Raw genomic sequence first — 17,798 nt, forward strand, 5'->3', positions numbered from 1 at the left:
GGATAATATAAACAACGGTTGTATTATTTTTTGTTATAGCCGTGCGAAAAGTGTTAGCTGGCTCACTCGAATAAAAGATTGTTGCGTCGCCTGTAAAATCAGTGTTTGCTGTGATAGGCGTGTAGAAGCTTCAGCATAATCTAAATCGCGAATATTCGATAATACCTCACGGCTCACCAAGTCATTATCAATATGCAGACTACGTGTATTTTCAAGCGTATTAAGGCGCGCGCCAATAGAGGCTGTTACATTCAAAACACTGGTTTGTGCATTGTCTAAATTGGCTAATGTACCCGCCACAGCTTCCGAGAGTTGATCGTGGCTCGTCTGACTACCATCGTAGCGCTTCATCGCTTCGCTAAAACGCGCTAAGGTTGTTAGTACATCTTGTTTTTCAGAAGAATCAATAAAAAAGCGGTCACCACTTTGACCCGGCTCACCGTTATTAGTGACGACACCGGCTACGGGATCTGTAATGCCCAACATGCCAGCTACGGTTAACGATGCATGGCCCACTTCTAATTCAATGCCGTGAACTTGCGTTAACCCCTGGCTTGTCACCTCGACGCCTAAATTACTCAGCTTTGCGGCATTTCCACTCGGTGCATCATTTAATATTGCCGCAATATCAGTTGTCGTATTAAAAGTACCTTGTAGATTAAACGTTTCAACTCTGCCGCCCGCCCTAACGGTAAATGTTTCACCCGGCGCTGCGATAGTTGCGGGCAATACCGGTGTTGCCTGTGCACCAAAATCAAATTGTGCAGGCACTACAGCACTACCCGATGCTGGTGAGCCACTGACACGTACGGCAACACCTTCAATGATTATCTCATCACCACTTGAAAAGATCTGGTTTGCTAATAAGACCCGATCACTGCCGCGCTCGGTTACTGTAAAGTTTTTACGCGCAGGGCTGACGGCATCATCAGCATTAAATGTAATGACCATATCCGCAGGATAAAAGTCATCAAACACTTGCTGATCAATCACTTGACCAATATTAATGGTTGCCGCTGGTGATGAGCGATTAGTCGCACTGGCATAAGTACTGATGGTATTGGTCTCACTGGCGACATCCACAAAAGCGCGCTTGCCCGAATCGGTTGCCGCAACTTGGGTATTATTGGCAATTTTAATATATTGCTGACCCTCATCACCTTGATAGCGAAAACCGCTATTTGCATCGCCCACAAAAGGCATATCGCCTGTTTTGTAGCCGCCAAATATAAAGTCACCATTTGCATTTTTGGTATTCACCATATTGAGCAATTCTTTTAATTGCTCGTCCACTTCAGCGGCTATCACCTTGTAATCATTGACACTTAGGGTAGCTGTGTTTGCCGCTTTTACCGCAAGTTCTTGCGTGCGCTGAATCAAGCTATTGACACTACTCACAGCCGTCTCTTCTAGCGATAGCGCATTTTGGGCAATATCAATATTTTTACCGTATTGTGTTCTTACTTCTAACTCTTGTGTAATTTGCATGATTTTAGTTGCAGCAACAGGATCATCTGAAGGTAATAGTACGCGCTTACCAGTAGACATTTGTTCTTGCGTTCTAATGACTTCACTATTAATTCTTGCCATATTTTTATCGGCAATATTAAATACTTGCAACGATGAAATACGCATAACGCACCCATACCTTACCCTTCGGGTCTATTAATCATATTAAAAACAAAGCAATTAACGGCCCAAGTTATCGTCTTCACTAAAATGATGCTGTAAATTAAGAAGTATTCGATAAAGGGATTACGATTGCTGCATAACCTGTAACATTTAAGTAGATCCTACGGTATGCGCATTATTTCAACATTACTTCGCAATAATAAAACAAAGGCGGCTATTGTGGTGAGCTTAAAAACCACTCAAAAAAATTAAAAAGAGCCTAACAAGGTATCAAAGAGTTCTCTAGCAACTGAGATCACCTGTGCATTGGCCTGAAAAAACTGCTCAAAGCGGATAAGATTTGCCGCTTCTTCGTCTAAATTAACACCCGAGATAGAATTGCGTAATGCTTGAGTTTGCTCAAGCACCGCGCTTGCAGCATCGGCATTCGTTTTGGCCGCACTCGTGCTAATGCCCACAGCTTCAACTAAGGTACCGTATGCATCGGTGAGGCTAGCTGAGCCACTGCTTAAAATACGCTCGCTCTCTATGCCCACAAAAGCTAATGCTGTGCGATTATCCGAAACGGCGTCAGTATTAAAATCGAGTGTAAAACGATCACCACTATCAGGCACACCCGACAAGCTCACCTCAATCCCTAAAAATGTCTCGCTCACAAAATTTTGCGCCGATGTATCACCAAATAATAAGCTATCTGCTGGTCGTGTTGCTAAAGTCAAACCCTCGGTTAAACGCACATCCAACTGACCACCTACCACCACTTGGCTAGCGACATAATTACCCGCACCAGCAAGGCTTAACGGGTTATGCTCGCCGTCACTGACTTGTAGAGTTTCGCCGGCTGCGGCGACTAGGCCAAATGTTAAATCATCGCCTGCCGAGCTATACACGCGGAGTTCTGGCTCACCGGTAATGGGGTCTTGCCCTGCAACGGCGTAGATACCTTCTTTTTTAAAATCACTATTGTCGTTAATACGCGAGGCCAAATATTGGTTAAAGCTCACAGCATCAGAGCTTGGATCGGGAACAGATTGCACCATGGTGCGACTGCCTGTTATTCCATCATCTTTGTATTCCACCAAATCTAAGCCATTAAGCGTCACCTGTAAAGGTTCGGTACGCGTGACATCAAAACGGTTAATCTCGGCATACGTAAAAGCATTCGCTTCTACCCCCTGCACGTTACTTAATTCGTTGGCAATTTCACGGGCGCTGGCATTTAAATCAGTATTGATCGAATACGTGATTGGCACCAAGCCCGCTTGGCTCGGTGCTTTCGTAATCACAAGGGTTTGCGCTGGATAGCCATTACTCAAAACACCTATGCCTTCAACACCATTCGCGCCAGCGGCACTGGTCCATAGACCGCCCGCTTCAATATCAATATTCAATAACCCATTAGCATTGCCTGTCGCCGCACCGGCATAGCTATGCACACTCACATTCCCATAACCACCATCGGCAGCCTTAAACGCCACACTGCGGTTGCCAGCTGCATCTACCGCCATAAAAGCGCGTACGCCAGTTGGTCCCAACTGGCTATTAATATGCTGTAAAAGCTCAGCCTCGGTCGTAATATTGGGACTATTAATGGTTACCGTTGTCAACGAATCTTTAACCCCGAGTACTGTATCGCTTAATTCAACATCAAACGAAAACTGCTCGGCACCTGAAAAATCGGTAACCGTAAAATACGGGGCGCTTAAACCTGTTATAGCATCGGCGGGGTTAACCGTAGGAGGGTTAATAAAAGCTTGCGTAATCGCCGATTTTCCCTCGGGCAACCCTGTCATAATGCCTTCCATGCTCAATTGTGTTTGGCCATCTAAGGTTGGGAATACGGAGTTATTCACACCCGGTATAAAACGTTGGTTACGAATGGGGGGGTCTAGCTGCTTAGGGTTGGCCGGGTCGGTATTATCCAGAACATCGTAGGTTTGCGCTGACGTAAATTGAATCACCATTGGCGGCGACATTGTGCCTGTCTCGGCAAAAAGCGGTAAGGCATCACCGCTTTTATTCGTTAAAGCGAGTACTTTGCCGGCGCTAACACTGGCACTACCAGTATTACCAATTTCCGCATCGCTCAATAGCGGCGAGCCAAAAGCAATATCGCTCGGGTTTTGTACAACACGCTCAAAATCGTGAGCGCCATTAGCCAAAGGCTTTAGTTTAAATTCATCGCCTGCGCTAAAGCTGCCATCAATAAATTCTAATTTAAGGCCATCAAACTCCACCACCACAGGAAATGAGCTAGGTAACAAACCTGTCGTAACTTCTGTGCTATCACTGAGCCTTTCAATACGATACAAACCATTATTGCCAATAGACACTGTATAATCACTTAGGCTTAATTGACTGCTGTCATTAATATAGACAGCCATTTGACGGTCAGCAGGTAATGCATTGCCTTTAGTGGCGATGACGCGTTGGCGCGCAATATTTTCATCATTCATATCATTAAAAAATAACCCGCCAAAATTATTATCGGGTGTAATACCTTGCTGATGAATTTGATTAAACTCATCAGCCAGTACAATAGCAATGCGTCCCAAACTATTAAAAGCCGGGTTTAACTCTTCATCTCGAAAGCGCACCAAAGCACCTAGCTCGCCGCCTGTGACTTGGTCGGTCATAACACGACCTTCGCCGCCATCTAATAAAATTAAATCTAAGTCATTGCCTGCACTACGACCGGTTTGCAAGCTAATACTATACGACTCTGAACCTACGATCAGTGGTAGGCCGCCAGCAATCAAAACATTGGTTTGACTATTTCCCTGATCGAAAGTTTGAATAGGCACTAACTCTGCCAGTTGTCGCAGAGCTTCATCGCGCTGATCGAGTAAATCATTAGGCGTAGCTGTGGCACTTAATCCGTAAGCATCGGCAATACGTAAATTTAATTGCGTGACATTTTCAACCAGCGTATTAATTTTAGAGACAGCCACTTGCATGCCATCTTTAACCCCCTCCTCTATCACTTTAAGACGAGCATCGATACTATTAAAACGATCAGCCAGATTTTGCGCCTCACTGACAACCAACTGACGCGCAGGAATAGACGTTGGGTCATCGGCACCATTTTGCATAGCCGCAAAGAAACTTTGCATACCGCCAGTAAGACCCGTCGAGCCCTCTGACAACAAATTATCAAGCTGTGAAACTTGCTCGTGAAAAGCCGTTAAATTTGAGGATAGGCTCGCATCGGTGCGCAGTTGTTTAGTAATAAAGTCATTCGCTATACGCTCAATCGCATTAACATTTGCCCCACTACCAATAAATTGACCAGCATTTAATCGTGCAGCATTGCTAACCGGTGAAACTGTTTGACGACTAAACCCCTCAGTACCCGCATTAGAAATATTATGACCTGTTGTGCTGAGTGCTTGCTGACTAACTTTAAGGCCTGTAACACCCACACCTAATAAATCACTCCCCATAAGACCCCCTAGTGAGCACGATCAGTATAAGGTTGATCGATCATATTAGGCGCCAAATCTTTTTGTAAACCACGGTAAACTGACTGCACTTTTTGCGCATAAGCCGGGTCAGTGGCGTAGCCGGCTTGCTGTAGCTCATGGATAAAACGTGTAGGGTTATCTTTGGTGTTTAGCGCTTTTGTATAACGAGAATTACTTTGCATAAAATCAACAAAATCACGCAAGCCCTCTTCAATGGAGTTGTAGCGCCTAAAGCGTGCCGTTTCTTTTTGGGGTATGCCGTTTCGGTACTCAAGCGTATTAGTACTAACACTCTCACCCTTCCAACGGCTATCGGCTTTAATATTAAATAAGTTATAGCTGCTTTGCCCTAGTGCATCTTTAATAACATGCTGCCCCCAGCCTGTTTCTAATGCCGCCTGAGCGATAGTCATCAAGGGGTCTAAACCAACCGCACCGGCAATCTTCTTAGCCATAGGTAATAATTGTTGAGCAAATTCTAAAGGCGTTTTTGCGTCCAGCGGGATGCCGCTTATATTACCACTAGAAGCCGTCGATACAGGCGGCGTAATATCGGAGGCCCTATTGCGATTTTTTTCAGTGGTTATTTTACTGCCATTTGCTTCTTGTTCTGGTGTTAATGAGCTAGCAAATTGTTGATCGGCTTTAAGATAAGGTGATAAACCCAAGAGCTTTTGACTATCATCTATTTTAAATTCTTGCACATTCGCCTGCCTAGGCGCATTACCCTTAAGCTGTCGATATACAACATCCGCAATACCTAGACCTCGACTTTGAGAAATATTCAACGATAACTGTTGATCATACATATCACGATACATTTTTTCGGCATTACTATGACCCATATTACCCTTTTCAAAAACGGCATTCGCTTGGCGCATACCTTTAAACAGCATAGAGACAAACATCGACTCAAATTGCTTAGCTATTTGCTGTAGCGCAATATCTTTATCCTCTTCAGATTTTATTTTTTGCAGACTATTTAAGTCGGTATAGGCCGCCACTTGCTGAGCCTGCCGCACTTGACTATTTGATGATATGAAATCGGGCATAGTATCTACCTAGGCATTTATCTTAAGGACCTATAAACGCCAATAAAACATTACACAATTAAATAACAATAAGCTCTGCACGTAACGCGCCAGCTTGCTTTAGCGCCTCTAGTATTGCCATAACATCACCTGGCGCAGCACCCACTTCATTGACAGCACGCACAACGTCATCCAAGGTAGGTCCCGGCGCAAACTTAAACATCGGGACCAACTCCTCTTCTACATCTATCGCGGTTTCTGGAACGACAACTGTTTGACCATCGGCTAAAGGGTTAGGCTGACTCACAGCCAAGCTTTCATCGACAGTCACCGTCATCGAGCCATGAGTAATAGCCACAGGAAAAACACGCACATTTTGCCCAACAACAATAGTCCCTGTCCGTGAATTAATAATCACCTTCGCCGCCGCCTCTGCCGGCATCACCTCGATATTTTCAAGTAGCGATAAATACTCAACTCGGCTTCCCGTATCACTTGGCGCCTGTACCGAAATAGAGACAGCATCTAATGGCTTGGCAGTATTAGGCCCCACCAATTGATTAATGCTATAAGCCAAGCGCTTAGCGGTAGTAAAATCGGCTTTGTGTAAATTAAAAATAATTGTTTCACTCGATGCAAAGGTGTTAGGTGTTGCCCGCTCAACTAAAGCGCCATTGGGTATACGCCCTACACTAGGAATGTTCACTGTTACCTTAGAGCCGTCACGGCCCTCAGCACCAAAGCCCCCTACAATTAAATTACCTTGCGCAATGGCATAGATTTTTCCATCAATACCTTTTAGCGGCGTCAATAACAAGCTGCCGCCACGTAAGCTTTTAGCATCAGCAATAGAAGATACCGTAATATCAATTTTTTGGCCAGGCTTAGCAAAAGCAGGAAGTTCAGCACTGACTGCAACTGCTGCAACATTTTTAAGTTGGAAATTAGATCCTGGTGGTAAAGTGATGCCAAACTGTTTCAACATAGCGTTAAAGGATTGCGTCGTAAAAGGTGCTTGATTAGTTTTATCACCAGAACCATCTAAACCAACAACTAAGCCATAACCAATTAACTGGTTAGCTCTTACACCCTGTACATTCGTTAAATCTTTAATGCGGTCAGCCTGCGCGAGTGGCAACCATAATATTTGCATAACTATTGCCAGCCAGCTCAATAATATAACCACTTTATTGTGTGAACTACGCATAATACAACCTATTATTCAAACTCATTAATGAAACTTACTGCATAACACTTGCATACCATTCTATGACTGATGCACCACACTTTAAACACATGGTTCCTAAAAAGAAAAGAGATACCGTAAAATATCGATGCATTTACACTATTTAAAATGGCCAATAATCGCTATTAAAAAAACGACTAGCAAAACCCATTTTTTGTGAAGAGGCAAGCTCGCCAGTACCAGTGTAAGTAATTTGTGCATTGGCTAACTTGGTAGATATAACTTCATTATTACTCGATACATCATCGGGCCGCACTAAACCACTAATGCGAATCAACTCATCACCTCGGTTCAGAGTCATCCATTTTTCACCACGTACTACTAACGTACCATTGGGCCACACATCAACGACGGCAACCGTAATATTTCCACGTAGACTATTACTTTGCCCAGCACCAGCTTGGCCCGTAAACTCACGCTCAGCATTCGCACTGGCACTAAGTGTATTACCTTTAAAACTCACCACGCCACCGAGTGCAATGGGCGCACCAATTTCAATATCTGAATCTTTACTGACACCCACATTAGCTGATTTATTAGATGTTGTTTGCTCACTTAATACAATCGTAATAAGATCACCTATACGTGTGGCTTTGTTATCGCCAAACAATGAAATAGCCGAGTTTTCGCTATATAGCGAGCCGTATTGAGCAGGCGCTGCTGGCATATGTGGCATAACAACAGGAGCATAATAAGGGTCGCCCGGCCTTAAAGGGGGTTCACTGGCACAACCACTAAATAGTAATATTGCAATCAACAATGCAAACAACATAAATAGCGGCTCTCGTAAATTGACCATATTACCCCCCTAAACATTTTGTGTAATAAATTGCAGCATTTGATCGGCAGTAGAAACCACTTTCGAATTCATCTCATAAGCGCGCTGCGTGGTAATCATGTTGACCATCTCTTGTACAATATCAACGTTTGAATTTTCTAACATGCCTTGCTTAAGCTGCCCCATACCGTTTTGTCCTGGTGCACTGTTAATGGGGTCGCCACTACTGGCAGTCTGATAAAACAAATTACTACCAATTGCCTGTAAACCCGCGGGATTAATAAAATCAACAATATCAATATTGCCAATATTTTGAGGGGTAGGATTACCCAGAATCGATGCCGTCACCACACCATCAACACCAATGGTGACATGGTTAGCGCCTTCTGGCACCGTGATATTAGGCTCGAGCAGTAAACCGTTAGCCGTCACAAATTGGCCGTCACGGTTTAAGTGAAATTGTCCATCGCGCGTGTAAGCGATATCTCCTGAAGGCTGTAATATCTGAAAAAAACCGCGCCCATCAACTGCCACATCTAAGGCTTGATCAGTCACTTGTAAGCTGCCTTCTGTAAATTGTTTTTGGGTGCTAACAATGCGTACACCGGTGCCTAACTGTAAACCAGTTGGCAGCTGAGTATCGGCAGTGGAATCGGCTCCTGGTTGGCGCTGCACCTGATATAACAAGTCTTCAAATACTGCGCGATCACGCTTAAAACCAATCGTCGATACATTAGCTAAGTTATTCGCTACTGTAGTTAATTGTTTATCTTGAGCGGAAAGTCCTGTTTTACTTACATACAATGCTGCGTGCATACATCACCTCAGGCTTAAACAGCCGTTGTCTAAATTTAATTATTAAACTGAATTAAACGTGAAGAGCTTTCAGAATTTTCTTTTGCAGTAGCCATAAGCTTGACATGCATTTCATACTGCCTAGCGAGCATTAACATACTGGTTAGCTCGTGAACAGCGCTCACATTACTTGCCTCTAAAAAACCCGAAATCACAGATACTTCGGCTGCAGGCGGTAGAATATCCGGGTTATCTAATTGCCTAAATAAACCATCTTCCATCTTGCTTAATGTTCCCGCTTCGGGGTTGACGAGCTTTAAGCGATCAATAACTGCTGGTGCATCAACCCCTTGCCCTGAAGGTATTACCGAAACCGTACCACTGGAGCCAATCTCTATCTTTGTATTGGGCGGCACAGCAATAGGCCCTGCATTGCCCATCACCGGTAATCCATTGCCGGTGCGCAAAATACCGGCACTATCAATGACTAAATTACCCGAGCGAGTGTAAGCTTCTTGGCCATCGGGTGCTTGGACAACAAAAAAACCATCGCCCTCTATCGCTAAATCTAAGTCTCGGCCAGTTTGCTCTAGTGCACCATGCGCTAAGTTTGTCGCAGGCCTTTCGGTCATATTAAATGCGCGCGTAGGTAAGCCCTCACCGTAAAATACCGGCATACTGCGTGCAGCGGCAAAGTCTGATTTAAAACCTGTTGTATTGACATTAGCTAAATTATTGGCATGTGATGTTTGCGCCATCATATTATGCTTAGCGCCAGTCATTGCTGTATATAATGCTTTATCCATACTGCACCCAGTTTATTACTTTGAATTATCATTGATTGACTATTGGCTAAACCGTCAACAAATCTATCAATAAAATACCTTAATAATAAATCTGCAATGCCAGTGCCAACACCAAAATGCAAGGCATAAAAAAAGAGACCTTGGCCTCTTTTAAAATGAATAACACAATAAAATTTTTCTATGGTTCATATAATCACATAAGCATATAAACCCTATAAACTAGCGCATATTAATAATTGTTTGAGTCACTGAATCGGCTGTTTCAATAGTTTTTGCACTGGCCTGAAAATTGCGCTGCGCAATAATAAGACGCACCAGCTCTTCAGATAAATCAACATTAGACTCTTCCAAGGCACCCGATTGAATCGCCCCTAAAGCGCCACTTTGTGGCGCGCCAATATTGGGCGTTCCCGACTCGTAGTTCTCGGCCCACATGGTGTCACCTACAGGCTGCAAGCCCTGCATACTGGCAAAATCAGCTAAGGCCAACTGCCCCAATACCTGAGATTCACCGTTAGTAAAGCGCGCAAATATCACACCATCATCACCAATATTTAAACCCGATAAACGCCCGGTAGAATAACCACTTTGATCGACATCATTCACTGAGAAATCACTGCTAAATTGCGTTGTACCTTCTAAGTTGATGACAAAATTAGAGCTAGTCGGCGGATCCCCAATTAAAGTATTACCCCCATTTAGCACATTTTGTGGCGTCATGGCTCCATTGGGATTACCGTCAGCATCTTTAGGTGTCCAATTAGAAATCAGTACATCATCGGTGATTAAATTATTGAGTGAACCGTCATCATTAAAATACACATCAAACACAGCAACTGTTGCTTCTATATTTTGCGGTGGTGGTAAAGAAGTATCTGGATCACCGACATCCTCGCCATCAATACGGGTAAACATTTTCCAGTGATTAGCAGTTGTTGAGGGATCATTCGCATCATATTCTTGCTTGACATAGTAGTTAGTCATAACATGCGAATTACCCAAACTATCAAAAATCGTTAATTGATTCTCCCAGTTATAGGTACCTTGGTCGTTCGGATCAAATTCATTAATAATCACCTCGGTAAAGGCTTGCCCAGTCAATGGCCCAAACAAACCCACAGAGGGAGGGACAGCATTAGATGCGGTATAGCCCTCATCTAATACAATATTAATCGAGCCACCCACAACAATCGAGTTTAAATCTGAATTTAATGCTGAAGGATTGTTGAGTGTGCCATTTGTATCCACCTCTAAAAAAGAAGAGGGGGCATTTGGATTGCCAAACACCTCAATACTATCGCCGTCATCAGGGCTTTCAATACGAATGGGGATATCATCACCCACCGATGAGGTCAATGTTAAATCGCCTGTTGCAGTATCAATACTTGCCGTCACCCCTTGCAAAGTACCATTCGATAAGGCGTTAACGTTATCGGCTAATACCGACAGATTATCGGCGCTAAGCTTAACCCCTTTTACCGTGACCGTCATATCGCCATTGCTATTATTAAAGCTGGCAAAAGGGATAGTCAAGGTTGTGGAGGCTGATGCAGTCACACCGTTTAACGCATTGAGTGATGAAGCCGTTTGTGCCGCACTTTGTCCTTTAGCCGCCACAAATGAAATCACACCACCATTATTATCGGTAATATCAACTGTTTGCTCAGGATAGCCGTTATCAACTTTGGCAATACCCGGCGTCGAGGTCGCAATAGCAGGGTTCGCTGCAATACCAATATCGGCCGCGTTCGCCGAAGCATTTAAGACTCGCACCTGCGAAGCTTCGCCCGATTTAGTTGCGACAAAATCCATACGGTAATTACCGCCACCCATATCAACAGCTTTCGCAAAAACATCAACTGTAGATTGTGGCGGTAAAGGTTGAGATAGTTGCGTATTAATTACACCCTCGAGAGTTAACAACTCATTAAAGTTATTGACCGTCGCTGGAATACCCTCCGCAGTATTTAAATTCACCGATACTGTGCCATTTTCGCCTGTTGATGCCGTTAGCTCAACATCAAAGGTCATGGGCGTAACACGAAAGTCGTTCGCTAAAGGAAAAGTAAATGTTGTGCCAGTGACTGTTGTTGTTGTGTCATCACTTAAACCAGCCCGTGTTACCGCAACCGAATTACCCGTGGTATTAAAAGTTGTGCCATTACTTTGCAAGACTGTCTCAGAAGAGTCTAAATTTAATAGCATATCGACATTGGTTGTGGCGCGTGGCGCCAAATTACTAGTGCGCACCTGTATATCACCTTGCAAACCACTAATATTACCTGCATCATCTGCCGGAAATCCCTGTAAGCGCGCATCCACGTTGTTAACAACAAAACCTTCTTTATCCAAACCAAAGGTACCTGCACGCGTGTAAAACTGCTCACCACCTTGCTGCACAACAAAAAAACCATTACCGTTAACCGCTAAATCTAATGAATTTTCGGTAAAAGCCATACTCCCTTGATTAAAGTTTTGGGAAACAGACTGCAGCCTAACTCCACTACCAATAGTATTAGAGCCAGAGCCCAATACACTAATAGCATAGACATCACCAAATTCAGCGCGCGAACGCTTAAAACCTGATGTTGATGCATTGGCAATATTATTACCGGTAATTTTTAAATCACTCGATGCTGCACGAATTCCACTTAACGCTGTATTAAAAGGCATACCATTCTCCTAGACCGCAGGATTAAAAACTTTATTCAATAGATTAAAATCATTAATTAAATTGTTTAACTTCTGACATTTTTACCGGACCAATACCCGCCAAGTTTAGTGTTAAAACACCATCTTTACCCACAGTAACGCTGTTAACATTAGCGCTTAGTGCGGCATTAAGCTGTGTGGGCTCGCCATCAATAGAAGCTTCAAATTCCATACGGTAAATACCTGGCGGATGACCGCCTTCGGTGCTGCTATTCCACTCTAATACCGTACCGTTGACCTCCAGTTTTTCACCATTCCAACGCGCTACCATTTCACCAGCACCTTGCGCACCTAAATCTGCCTGATCTAATAGCTCGCCACTTTCGGCATAAATTTTTACCGTAACACTGCTTGTGCTGGCAGGCACATCAACACTAGCTGCCACAATGTCACCAGCATCTAACTGTGCGATTTCACTCGATACAGCCACCGATCGCCCAACTAAAGAAGACGCCTGCAAGGCTTGGTTGGCGACAAAATTTTCAGTTAAGTTATCAAATTTATTATTCATGCTATCCAGTGCTTCGACTGAACTAAATTGCGCAAGCTGTGCAATAAATTCGGTATTTTCTTGCGGGCTTAAAGGATCTTGATTTTCCATTTGAGTAATCATGAGTTTCAAAAAAGCCTTCTGGCCCAGCTCACCCGATTTAGGTTCATCTTTGATTTTATCTTTAATGGTTAACTCGTCCAATACCGGCGAATTACTGACCGAAGAAACAGACATAACAACCTCTCAACAATGGATCAAGCTATCAAGATAGCAATACAAAAAACTGCTTTTTAGCGCACATTTACTGGCCAATAGAGAGTACTCGCTGCATCATTTGTTTTGCCGAGTTCATGACATCAACATTCATCTGAAAAGAGCGAGAAGCCGAAATCATATTGGTCATTTCCTCAACAACATTAACATTGGGGTAATACACATAACCATCCTCATTCGCCATCGGGTGATCGGGTTCGTAACGCGGTTGTAGTGGCGCATCCGACTCTACAATACCGCGCACCGCTACACCTGCTGTCTCGTCTTGCGGGTTTAAGCCACTTTTAGAGTGGCTTAGCATATTGTTAAAACTTGCCTCAAAAACAGGGTGTCTAGCACGATATACTTGATCGGTACTTGAAGAGGCTGTTTCGGCATTGGCAATATTACTGGCGGTGGTATTGAGCCGCACACTTTGCGCATTCATACCAGAACCTGCCACATCAAAAATATTATTTAAACTCATCGTTCACCTGCCTATTCAATTAACTGAACACTATTTGTATAGCGGTATATTATTGTCGCGTTTAATGTACTTATGCTTTAATGAGCAGCACCCTATTAACAACTTTTTATTAACAACTTTTTATTAACAATATCCAATCATCTAAATTAAGCCATCTAAATTAAGCCATCAAAAGATATCAACATTACTCACCCTTAATAGCAGCTTTTAAGCCTTTAAAGCGACTATTTAATAGGGTGAATGCCGCTTGATACTCGAGCGTGTTTTCCATAAACTCAGCGTGTTCGACTTGCTCTTCCACTGTATTACCATCAATACTCGGCTGCGTGGGGATGCGATAATTGATTTCAGCACCGCTACTGCCGCCGCCCATCTGGTAATGCTTTTGGTGGGTTAAGCGCATATGGCCGCCTCCGTTAGGGCTGCTCATATTGGCATGTAAGGCGCTGTGAAAATCAAAATCGCGGGATTTATAATTGGGCGTATCCGCATTAGCTAAATTACCGGCAATTACCTCTGAGCGCTGGCTGCGCAAATTTAAAGCCGACTCATACAAACCGGTATACCCTTGAAATGAAATTGCCATAACCACAACCTTTTAAGACGCTTTCGCCAAATCTATGCACACTGAGACTAATGCAAGCAAAAGGCCAAGGCCTTAGCTAGGTCAACAATATTTTATAACCCATTGATATTTAAAGATTTTATTTAAAACTCTTCTTTTGTAACCCGCCAAAAAAATGCCTTAAGTCACTCCCATTGACAGCAGCGGCAAACCTTTGCCGCTCAACCTACAGGGTAAAACGTACGCCCACAGCCAAGGTGACAACTCACAACGATCAGGTAAAATACGCGCACACTTTTTATGCGAGTATTTTTATGAGCCAGCCGCACACCCACAAAGACACTATTTACGCCGCCCCCAGTGACGTCGTTGAAGGGTTCCGTTTTGATGATAAGGTTGTGGCCGTCTTTCCCGATATGATTTCGCGCTCGGTGCCGGGCTATAGCACTATTATCAATATGATTAGCCAATTAACTGAGCGCTATGCTCAGCATGGCACCCACTGCTACGATTTAGGCTGCTCACTAGGTGCTGCAACACTGGCGATGCGTCAAGGCTTAGGCCAAGGGGCCAGCCAAAAAAACTGTACTCTAGTTGGTATTGATAACTCCAACAGTATGATCACGCACTGCCAAAAAATTATCGACGCCGACAGCTCTCAAGGCTCGGCCAAGGTACTCTTAATAGAAGATGACATTGAAAACACACCTTTGCATGCGGCCTCTATTGTGGTGCTGAATTTTACGCTGCAATTTTTAGCCCTCGAAAAACGTACAGCGCTATTAACACGCATAGCCGATGCATTAGTACCCGGCGGCGTATTAATTTTGTCCGAAAAACTCGCCTTTGATGAACCGCGCCACCACGAATTAATGATAGATTTACATCATAATTTTAAACGCAGCCAAGGCTACAGCGACCTAGAAATCGCACAAAAACGCCAATCACTCGAAAACGTGCTAATCCCCGAAACATTTCCCGCCCACCAAGCGCGCTTAAAAGAAGCGGGGTTTAGTGGTGTAGAGCTATGGTTTCAATGTTTTAATTTTGCCTCGATGATTGCTTTTAAATAATCATAGTGCTGATGTAACGCCCGCTTTGATACTATTAAAAGTATTGCTCACCTTATTTTAACTAGCCTTTGCGATACCCCATGATTGATTACACTCATTTAATACACGCCCTACAAGAGACCAAATTATCCCCTCTCGCCGAGGCCATACCAGAGGCGGTTGCCAACAACCTGCACGTAGATCGCCACGGCGATTTAGCTCGCTGGCTAGAAGCGCTTGACGCCATGCCAACGGTAACCCCCTCTCTTATCGACTTACGCGATAGCGTAACCATTGGCCAAGCACATGATCTCACCCCAGCAGCGCAAGCCGCGCTACACCATAGTTTGCGAGCCTTAATCCCATGGCGCAAAGGACCTTTTCAACTCTTTGACACACTGATTGATACCGAGTGGCGATCTGACTGGAAGTGGGACAGAGTCAAAGATGGCATTAGCGCATTAAACAACCGTACGGTCTTAGATGTCGGTTGTGGCAGTGGTTATCATTGCTGGCGTATGTACGGCGCAGGAGCCGCGCGCGTAATTGGCATTGACCCTTCGCCGCGCTTTGTTGTGCAGTTTCATCAAGTCAAAAAATATATCGCTGACGCTCCGGTCGATCTACTACCAATGGGCATAGAAGCCGTACCGGCTAACTTAAACGCCTTTGACACAACGTTTTCAATGGGGGTACTTTATCATCGCCGCTCACCTATTGATCACCTTCGAGAACTCAAAGACACTTTGCGTACTGGCGGCGAGCTCGTATTAGAAACCTTAATTGTAGATGGCCCCGAAGGCTACAGCTTAATGCCTGAAAAACGCTATGCCAAAATGAATAACGTCTGGTTTTTACCCAGCATACCCACACTCGAACTATGGCTAAGACGTGCCGGCTTCAAAGGTATTCGATGCATTGACATTAATACCACCCGCTCAGAAGAACAGCGTTCTACCGAATGGATGGAGTTTCTTTCGCTAAAAGACTTTTTAGACCCAGAAGATTCCAGCAAAACATGTGAAGGGTACCCAGCGCCTAAACGTGCTGTTATGGTAGCGACCAAAGCCCACTAATTAAACACCTAATCTGTGTAAAAGCCGAAACCTCTGGATATTTAGGCAACCAAAGCGTTTCACTCTGTTTTGAGCCGCTTTAGGCTATAATCACGGCACAAAGCATAAAAAACGAACTTTTTTGAGTGATCGTTCTAAATACACACTGCACTCGAGAAAGGCCGTACAGCGGCCTTTCATAAGAAAGTAACATTAAATATAATGCGCTGGCTGATGCCGCTCACAGCGTACTGCTCGGCCCATCTCTACACGAGTACTGACATGATCAACGAATACTAAGCTCTATAAGTAAGTGTCAAACTCTATAGGTGGGACTATTAGAAATACGCTTCAATACTCAGAAGCTATAATCAGCAGCATATACCGCTTAACGTAATGACATGCGCCTACAGCCTTTAGATAACTTGGATTCACAACGTGTATACATAACCAATCACTCAATGGCGACAAGTATAATCTGACTGTGCGACCCTGAAAGCGATAAAACAACAATACAAGCAATGACGGCTTTATCCGGTTTAATAACAGCAAGTGTTACAGCTCAACCTTCACTCTTTTTACCCAACCACTCGAGTTATTCATGGAATTCATACACGGCTTGCTAGTCATTACATTCATTCATATTTTGGCCGTAGCATCGCCAGGCCCTGACTTTTTTTTAGTCTCTCAGCAAACACTCTCAAATGGTAAAAAAGCAGGTTTAATGTGTAGTATTGGCATCACCTTGGGCCTTACCGTGCATCTCACTTACTCGGCTTTTGGCCTAGCAGCCATTATTGCCAACTCATCAAATGCACTTTGGGTGATTAAGATATTAGGTGGTGGCTATCTCATTTATTTAGGTATCAAAGGGCTTCAGTCAAAAGCCTCACCCAGTCAAGCGGCGCAGGTCAAAAAAGCAGTACCCGCTTCGGTTAAAAAAAGCATTGGTATGGGTTTTTTATGTAATGTATTAAACCCTAAAGTTCCTATTTATTTTATGTCATTATTTACCCTGGTCCTTAAGCCCGACATGCCTTTGCATCACATTGCATTTTATGGCTTATGGATGATGCTTATCCAATTATCGTGGTTTTCTTTTATTGTATTATTATTATCGCATCCCAAAATCAATAAGAGATTTAAACAAAGCGGTCACATCATTGACCGTGTGCTTGGTGGCGCCATGATTCTTTTAGGCCTTAAACTCTTATTAACTCGCTCAACACAGTAACTCTCACTTAATAAGATCAGTGTGGTAAATACACCTGTCATCAATACACGTTATGGCTTATTGATACATAACTATTCATACGTAACTATTCTCACATGTAACTATTCTCATATGTAACCATCCAGAGATACCAAAATTGGGCACTAAGAATCATTTTCTGGGCCGCTTAAGCTATCCATAGGTGCTATATAACAAC

14 protein-coding genes are annotated in these 17,798 nt (G+C 43.7%); 3 read left to right on the top strand and 11 right to left on the bottom strand.

The genetic code is table 11. The features are described 5' to 3' along the window. Window positions 1-33 precede the first annotated feature (33 nt). From flgL to flgB, 11 genes are all read right to left on the bottom strand, one after another. Window positions 34-1,635, bottom strand: coding sequence for a flagellar hook-associated protein FlgL (gene flgL / locus AC438_RS15625; protein WP_053982197.1), 1,602 nt, complete (start codon window positions 1,633-1,635; stop codon window positions 34-36). 245 nt (window positions 1,636-1,880) lie between these two features. Beyond that, window positions 1,881-5,075: a flagellar hook-associated protein FlgK gene (gene flgK / locus AC438_RS15630; protein WP_053982198.1), complete on the bottom strand. Its 3,195-nt coding sequence runs from the start codon at window positions 5,073-5,075 to the stop codon at window positions 1,881-1,883. A gap of 8 nt (window positions 5,076-5,083) precedes the next feature. Beyond that, entirely contained in the window at window positions 5,084-6,148 is a 1,065-nt protein-coding gene (gene flgJ / locus AC438_RS15635) for a flagellar assembly peptidoglycan hydrolase FlgJ (protein WP_053982199.1), read from the bottom strand. A gap of 58 nt (window positions 6,149-6,206) precedes the next feature. After that, window positions 6,207-7,280 carry a flagellar basal body P-ring protein FlgI gene (locus tag AC438_RS15640; protein ID WP_053982209.1) on the bottom strand — a complete coding sequence of 358 codons (1,074 nt, stop codon included), beginning with the start codon at window positions 7,278-7,280 and terminating at the stop codon, window positions 6,207-6,209. 196 nt (window positions 7,281-7,476) lie between these two features. Continuing rightward, window positions 7,477-8,172, bottom strand: coding sequence for a flagellar basal body L-ring protein FlgH (flgH, locus tag AC438_RS15645; RefSeq protein ID WP_053982200.1), 696 nt, complete (start codon window positions 8,170-8,172; stop codon window positions 7,477-7,479). Window positions 8,173-8,181: 9 nt separating this feature from the next. Then, window positions 8,182-8,967 carry a flagellar basal-body rod protein FlgG gene (gene flgG, locus AC438_RS15650; protein ID WP_053982201.1) on the bottom strand — a complete coding sequence of 262 codons (786 nt, stop codon included), beginning with the start codon at window positions 8,965-8,967 and terminating at the stop codon, window positions 8,182-8,184. Window positions 8,968-9,002: 35 nt separating this feature from the next. Further along, a complete protein-coding gene (gene flgF, locus AC438_RS15655; protein WP_053982202.1) occupies window positions 9,003-9,752 on the bottom strand; it encodes a flagellar basal-body rod protein FlgF in 750 nt (249 codons plus the stop codon). A 219-nt stretch (window positions 9,753-9,971) separates the two neighbouring features. Next, on the bottom strand, window positions 9,972-12,425 hold the full coding sequence (locus AC438_RS15660) for a flagellar hook-basal body complex protein (RefSeq protein ID WP_053982203.1): 2,454 nt from the start codon (window positions 12,423-12,425) through the stop codon (window positions 9,972-9,974). A 52-nt stretch (window positions 12,426-12,477) separates the two neighbouring features. Beyond that, the gene (locus AC438_RS15665; RefSeq protein WP_053982204.1) at window positions 12,478-13,191 is read right to left on the bottom strand and encodes a flagellar hook assembly protein FlgD; all 714 of its coding nucleotides are present in this window, start codon (window positions 13,189-13,191) and stop codon (window positions 12,478-12,480) included. 67 nt (window positions 13,192-13,258) lie between these two features. Continuing rightward, window positions 13,259-13,696 (bottom strand): flagellar basal body rod protein FlgC, encoded by a 438-nt coding sequence (flgC, locus tag AC438_RS15670; RefSeq protein WP_053982205.1) that lies wholly within the window; start codon window positions 13,694-13,696, stop codon window positions 13,259-13,261. Window positions 13,697-13,880: 184 nt separating this feature from the next. Next, window positions 13,881-14,282, bottom strand: coding sequence for a flagellar basal body rod protein FlgB (gene flgB, locus AC438_RS15675; protein ID WP_053982206.1), 402 nt, complete (start codon window positions 14,280-14,282; stop codon window positions 13,881-13,883). Window positions 14,283-14,575: 293 nt separating this feature from the next. Here flgB and cmoA point away from each other — a divergent pair, with 293 nt between their 5' ends. From cmoA to AC438_RS15690, 3 genes are all read left to right on the top strand, one after another. Beyond that, on the top strand, window positions 14,576-15,334 hold the full coding sequence (gene cmoA, locus AC438_RS15680) for a carboxy-S-adenosyl-L-methionine synthase CmoA (RefSeq protein ID WP_053982210.1): 759 nt from the start codon (window positions 14,576-14,578) through the stop codon (window positions 15,332-15,334). An 80-nt stretch (window positions 15,335-15,414) separates the two neighbouring features. Beyond that, complete coding sequence (gene cmoB / locus AC438_RS15685; RefSeq protein WP_053982207.1) at window positions 15,415-16,389, top strand: tRNA 5-methoxyuridine(34)/uridine 5-oxyacetic acid(34) synthase CmoB; 975 nt, start codon at window positions 15,415-15,417, stop codon at window positions 16,387-16,389. Between the two features lie 580 nt (window positions 16,390-16,969). Then, window positions 16,970-17,602, top strand: a complete 633-nt coding sequence (locus AC438_RS15690; protein WP_053982208.1) for a LysE family translocator — start codon at window positions 16,970-16,972, stop codon at window positions 17,600-17,602. Window positions 17,603-17,798 lie beyond the last annotated feature (196 nt).

Source organism: Marinagarivorans algicola (assembly GCF_001292705.1).
Lineage (GTDB): Bacteria > Pseudomonadota > Gammaproteobacteria > Pseudomonadales > Cellvibrionaceae > Marinagarivorans > Marinagarivorans algicola.

Excerpts from the sequence above, each read along its gene's own strand:
- flgL (WP_053982197.1), bottom strand. The coding sequence starts at position 1,635 with ATGCGTATTTCATCGTTGCAAGTATTTAATATTGCCGATAAAAATATG.
- flgK (WP_053982198.1), bottom strand. The coding sequence starts at position 5,075 with ATGGGGAGTGATTTATTAGGTGTGGGTGTTACAGGCCTTAAAGTTAGT.
- flgJ (WP_053982199.1), bottom strand. The coding sequence starts at position 6,148 with ATGCCCGATTTCATATCATCAAATAGTCAAGTGCGGCAGGCTCAGCAA.
- AC438_RS15640 (WP_053982209.1), bottom strand. The coding sequence starts at position 7,280 with ATGCAAATATTATGGTTGCCACTCGCGCAGGCTGACCGCATTAAAGAT.
- flgH (WP_053982200.1), bottom strand. The coding sequence starts at position 8,172 with ATGGTCAATTTACGAGAGCCGCTATTTATGTTGTTTGCATTGTTGATT.
- flgG (WP_053982201.1), bottom strand. The coding sequence starts at position 8,967 with ATGCACGCAGCATTGTATGTAAGTAAAACAGGACTTTCCGCTCAAGAT.
- flgF (WP_053982202.1), bottom strand. The coding sequence starts at position 9,752 with ATGGATAAAGCATTATATACAGCAATGACTGGCGCTAAGCATAATATG.
- AC438_RS15660 (WP_053982203.1), bottom strand. The coding sequence starts at position 12,425 with ATGCCTTTTAATACAGCGTTAAGTGGAATTCGTGCAGCATCGAGTGAT.
- AC438_RS15665 (WP_053982204.1), bottom strand. The coding sequence starts at position 13,191 with ATGTCTGTTTCTTCGGTCAGTAATTCGCCGGTATTGGACGAGTTAACC.
- flgC (WP_053982205.1), bottom strand. The coding sequence starts at position 13,696 with ATGAGTTTAAATAATATTTTTGATGTGGCAGGTTCTGGTATGAATGCG.
- flgB (WP_053982206.1), bottom strand. The coding sequence starts at position 14,282 with ATGGCAATTTCATTTCAAGGGTATACCGGTTTGTATGAGTCGGCTTTA.
- cmoA (WP_053982210.1), top strand. The coding sequence starts at position 14,576 with ATGAGCCAGCCGCACACCCACAAAGACACTATTTACGCCGCCCCCAGT.
- cmoB (WP_053982207.1), top strand. The coding sequence starts at position 15,415 with ATGATTGATTACACTCATTTAATACACGCCCTACAAGAGACCAAATTA.
- AC438_RS15690 (WP_053982208.1), top strand. The coding sequence starts at position 16,970 with ATGGAATTCATACACGGCTTGCTAGTCATTACATTCATTCATATTTTG.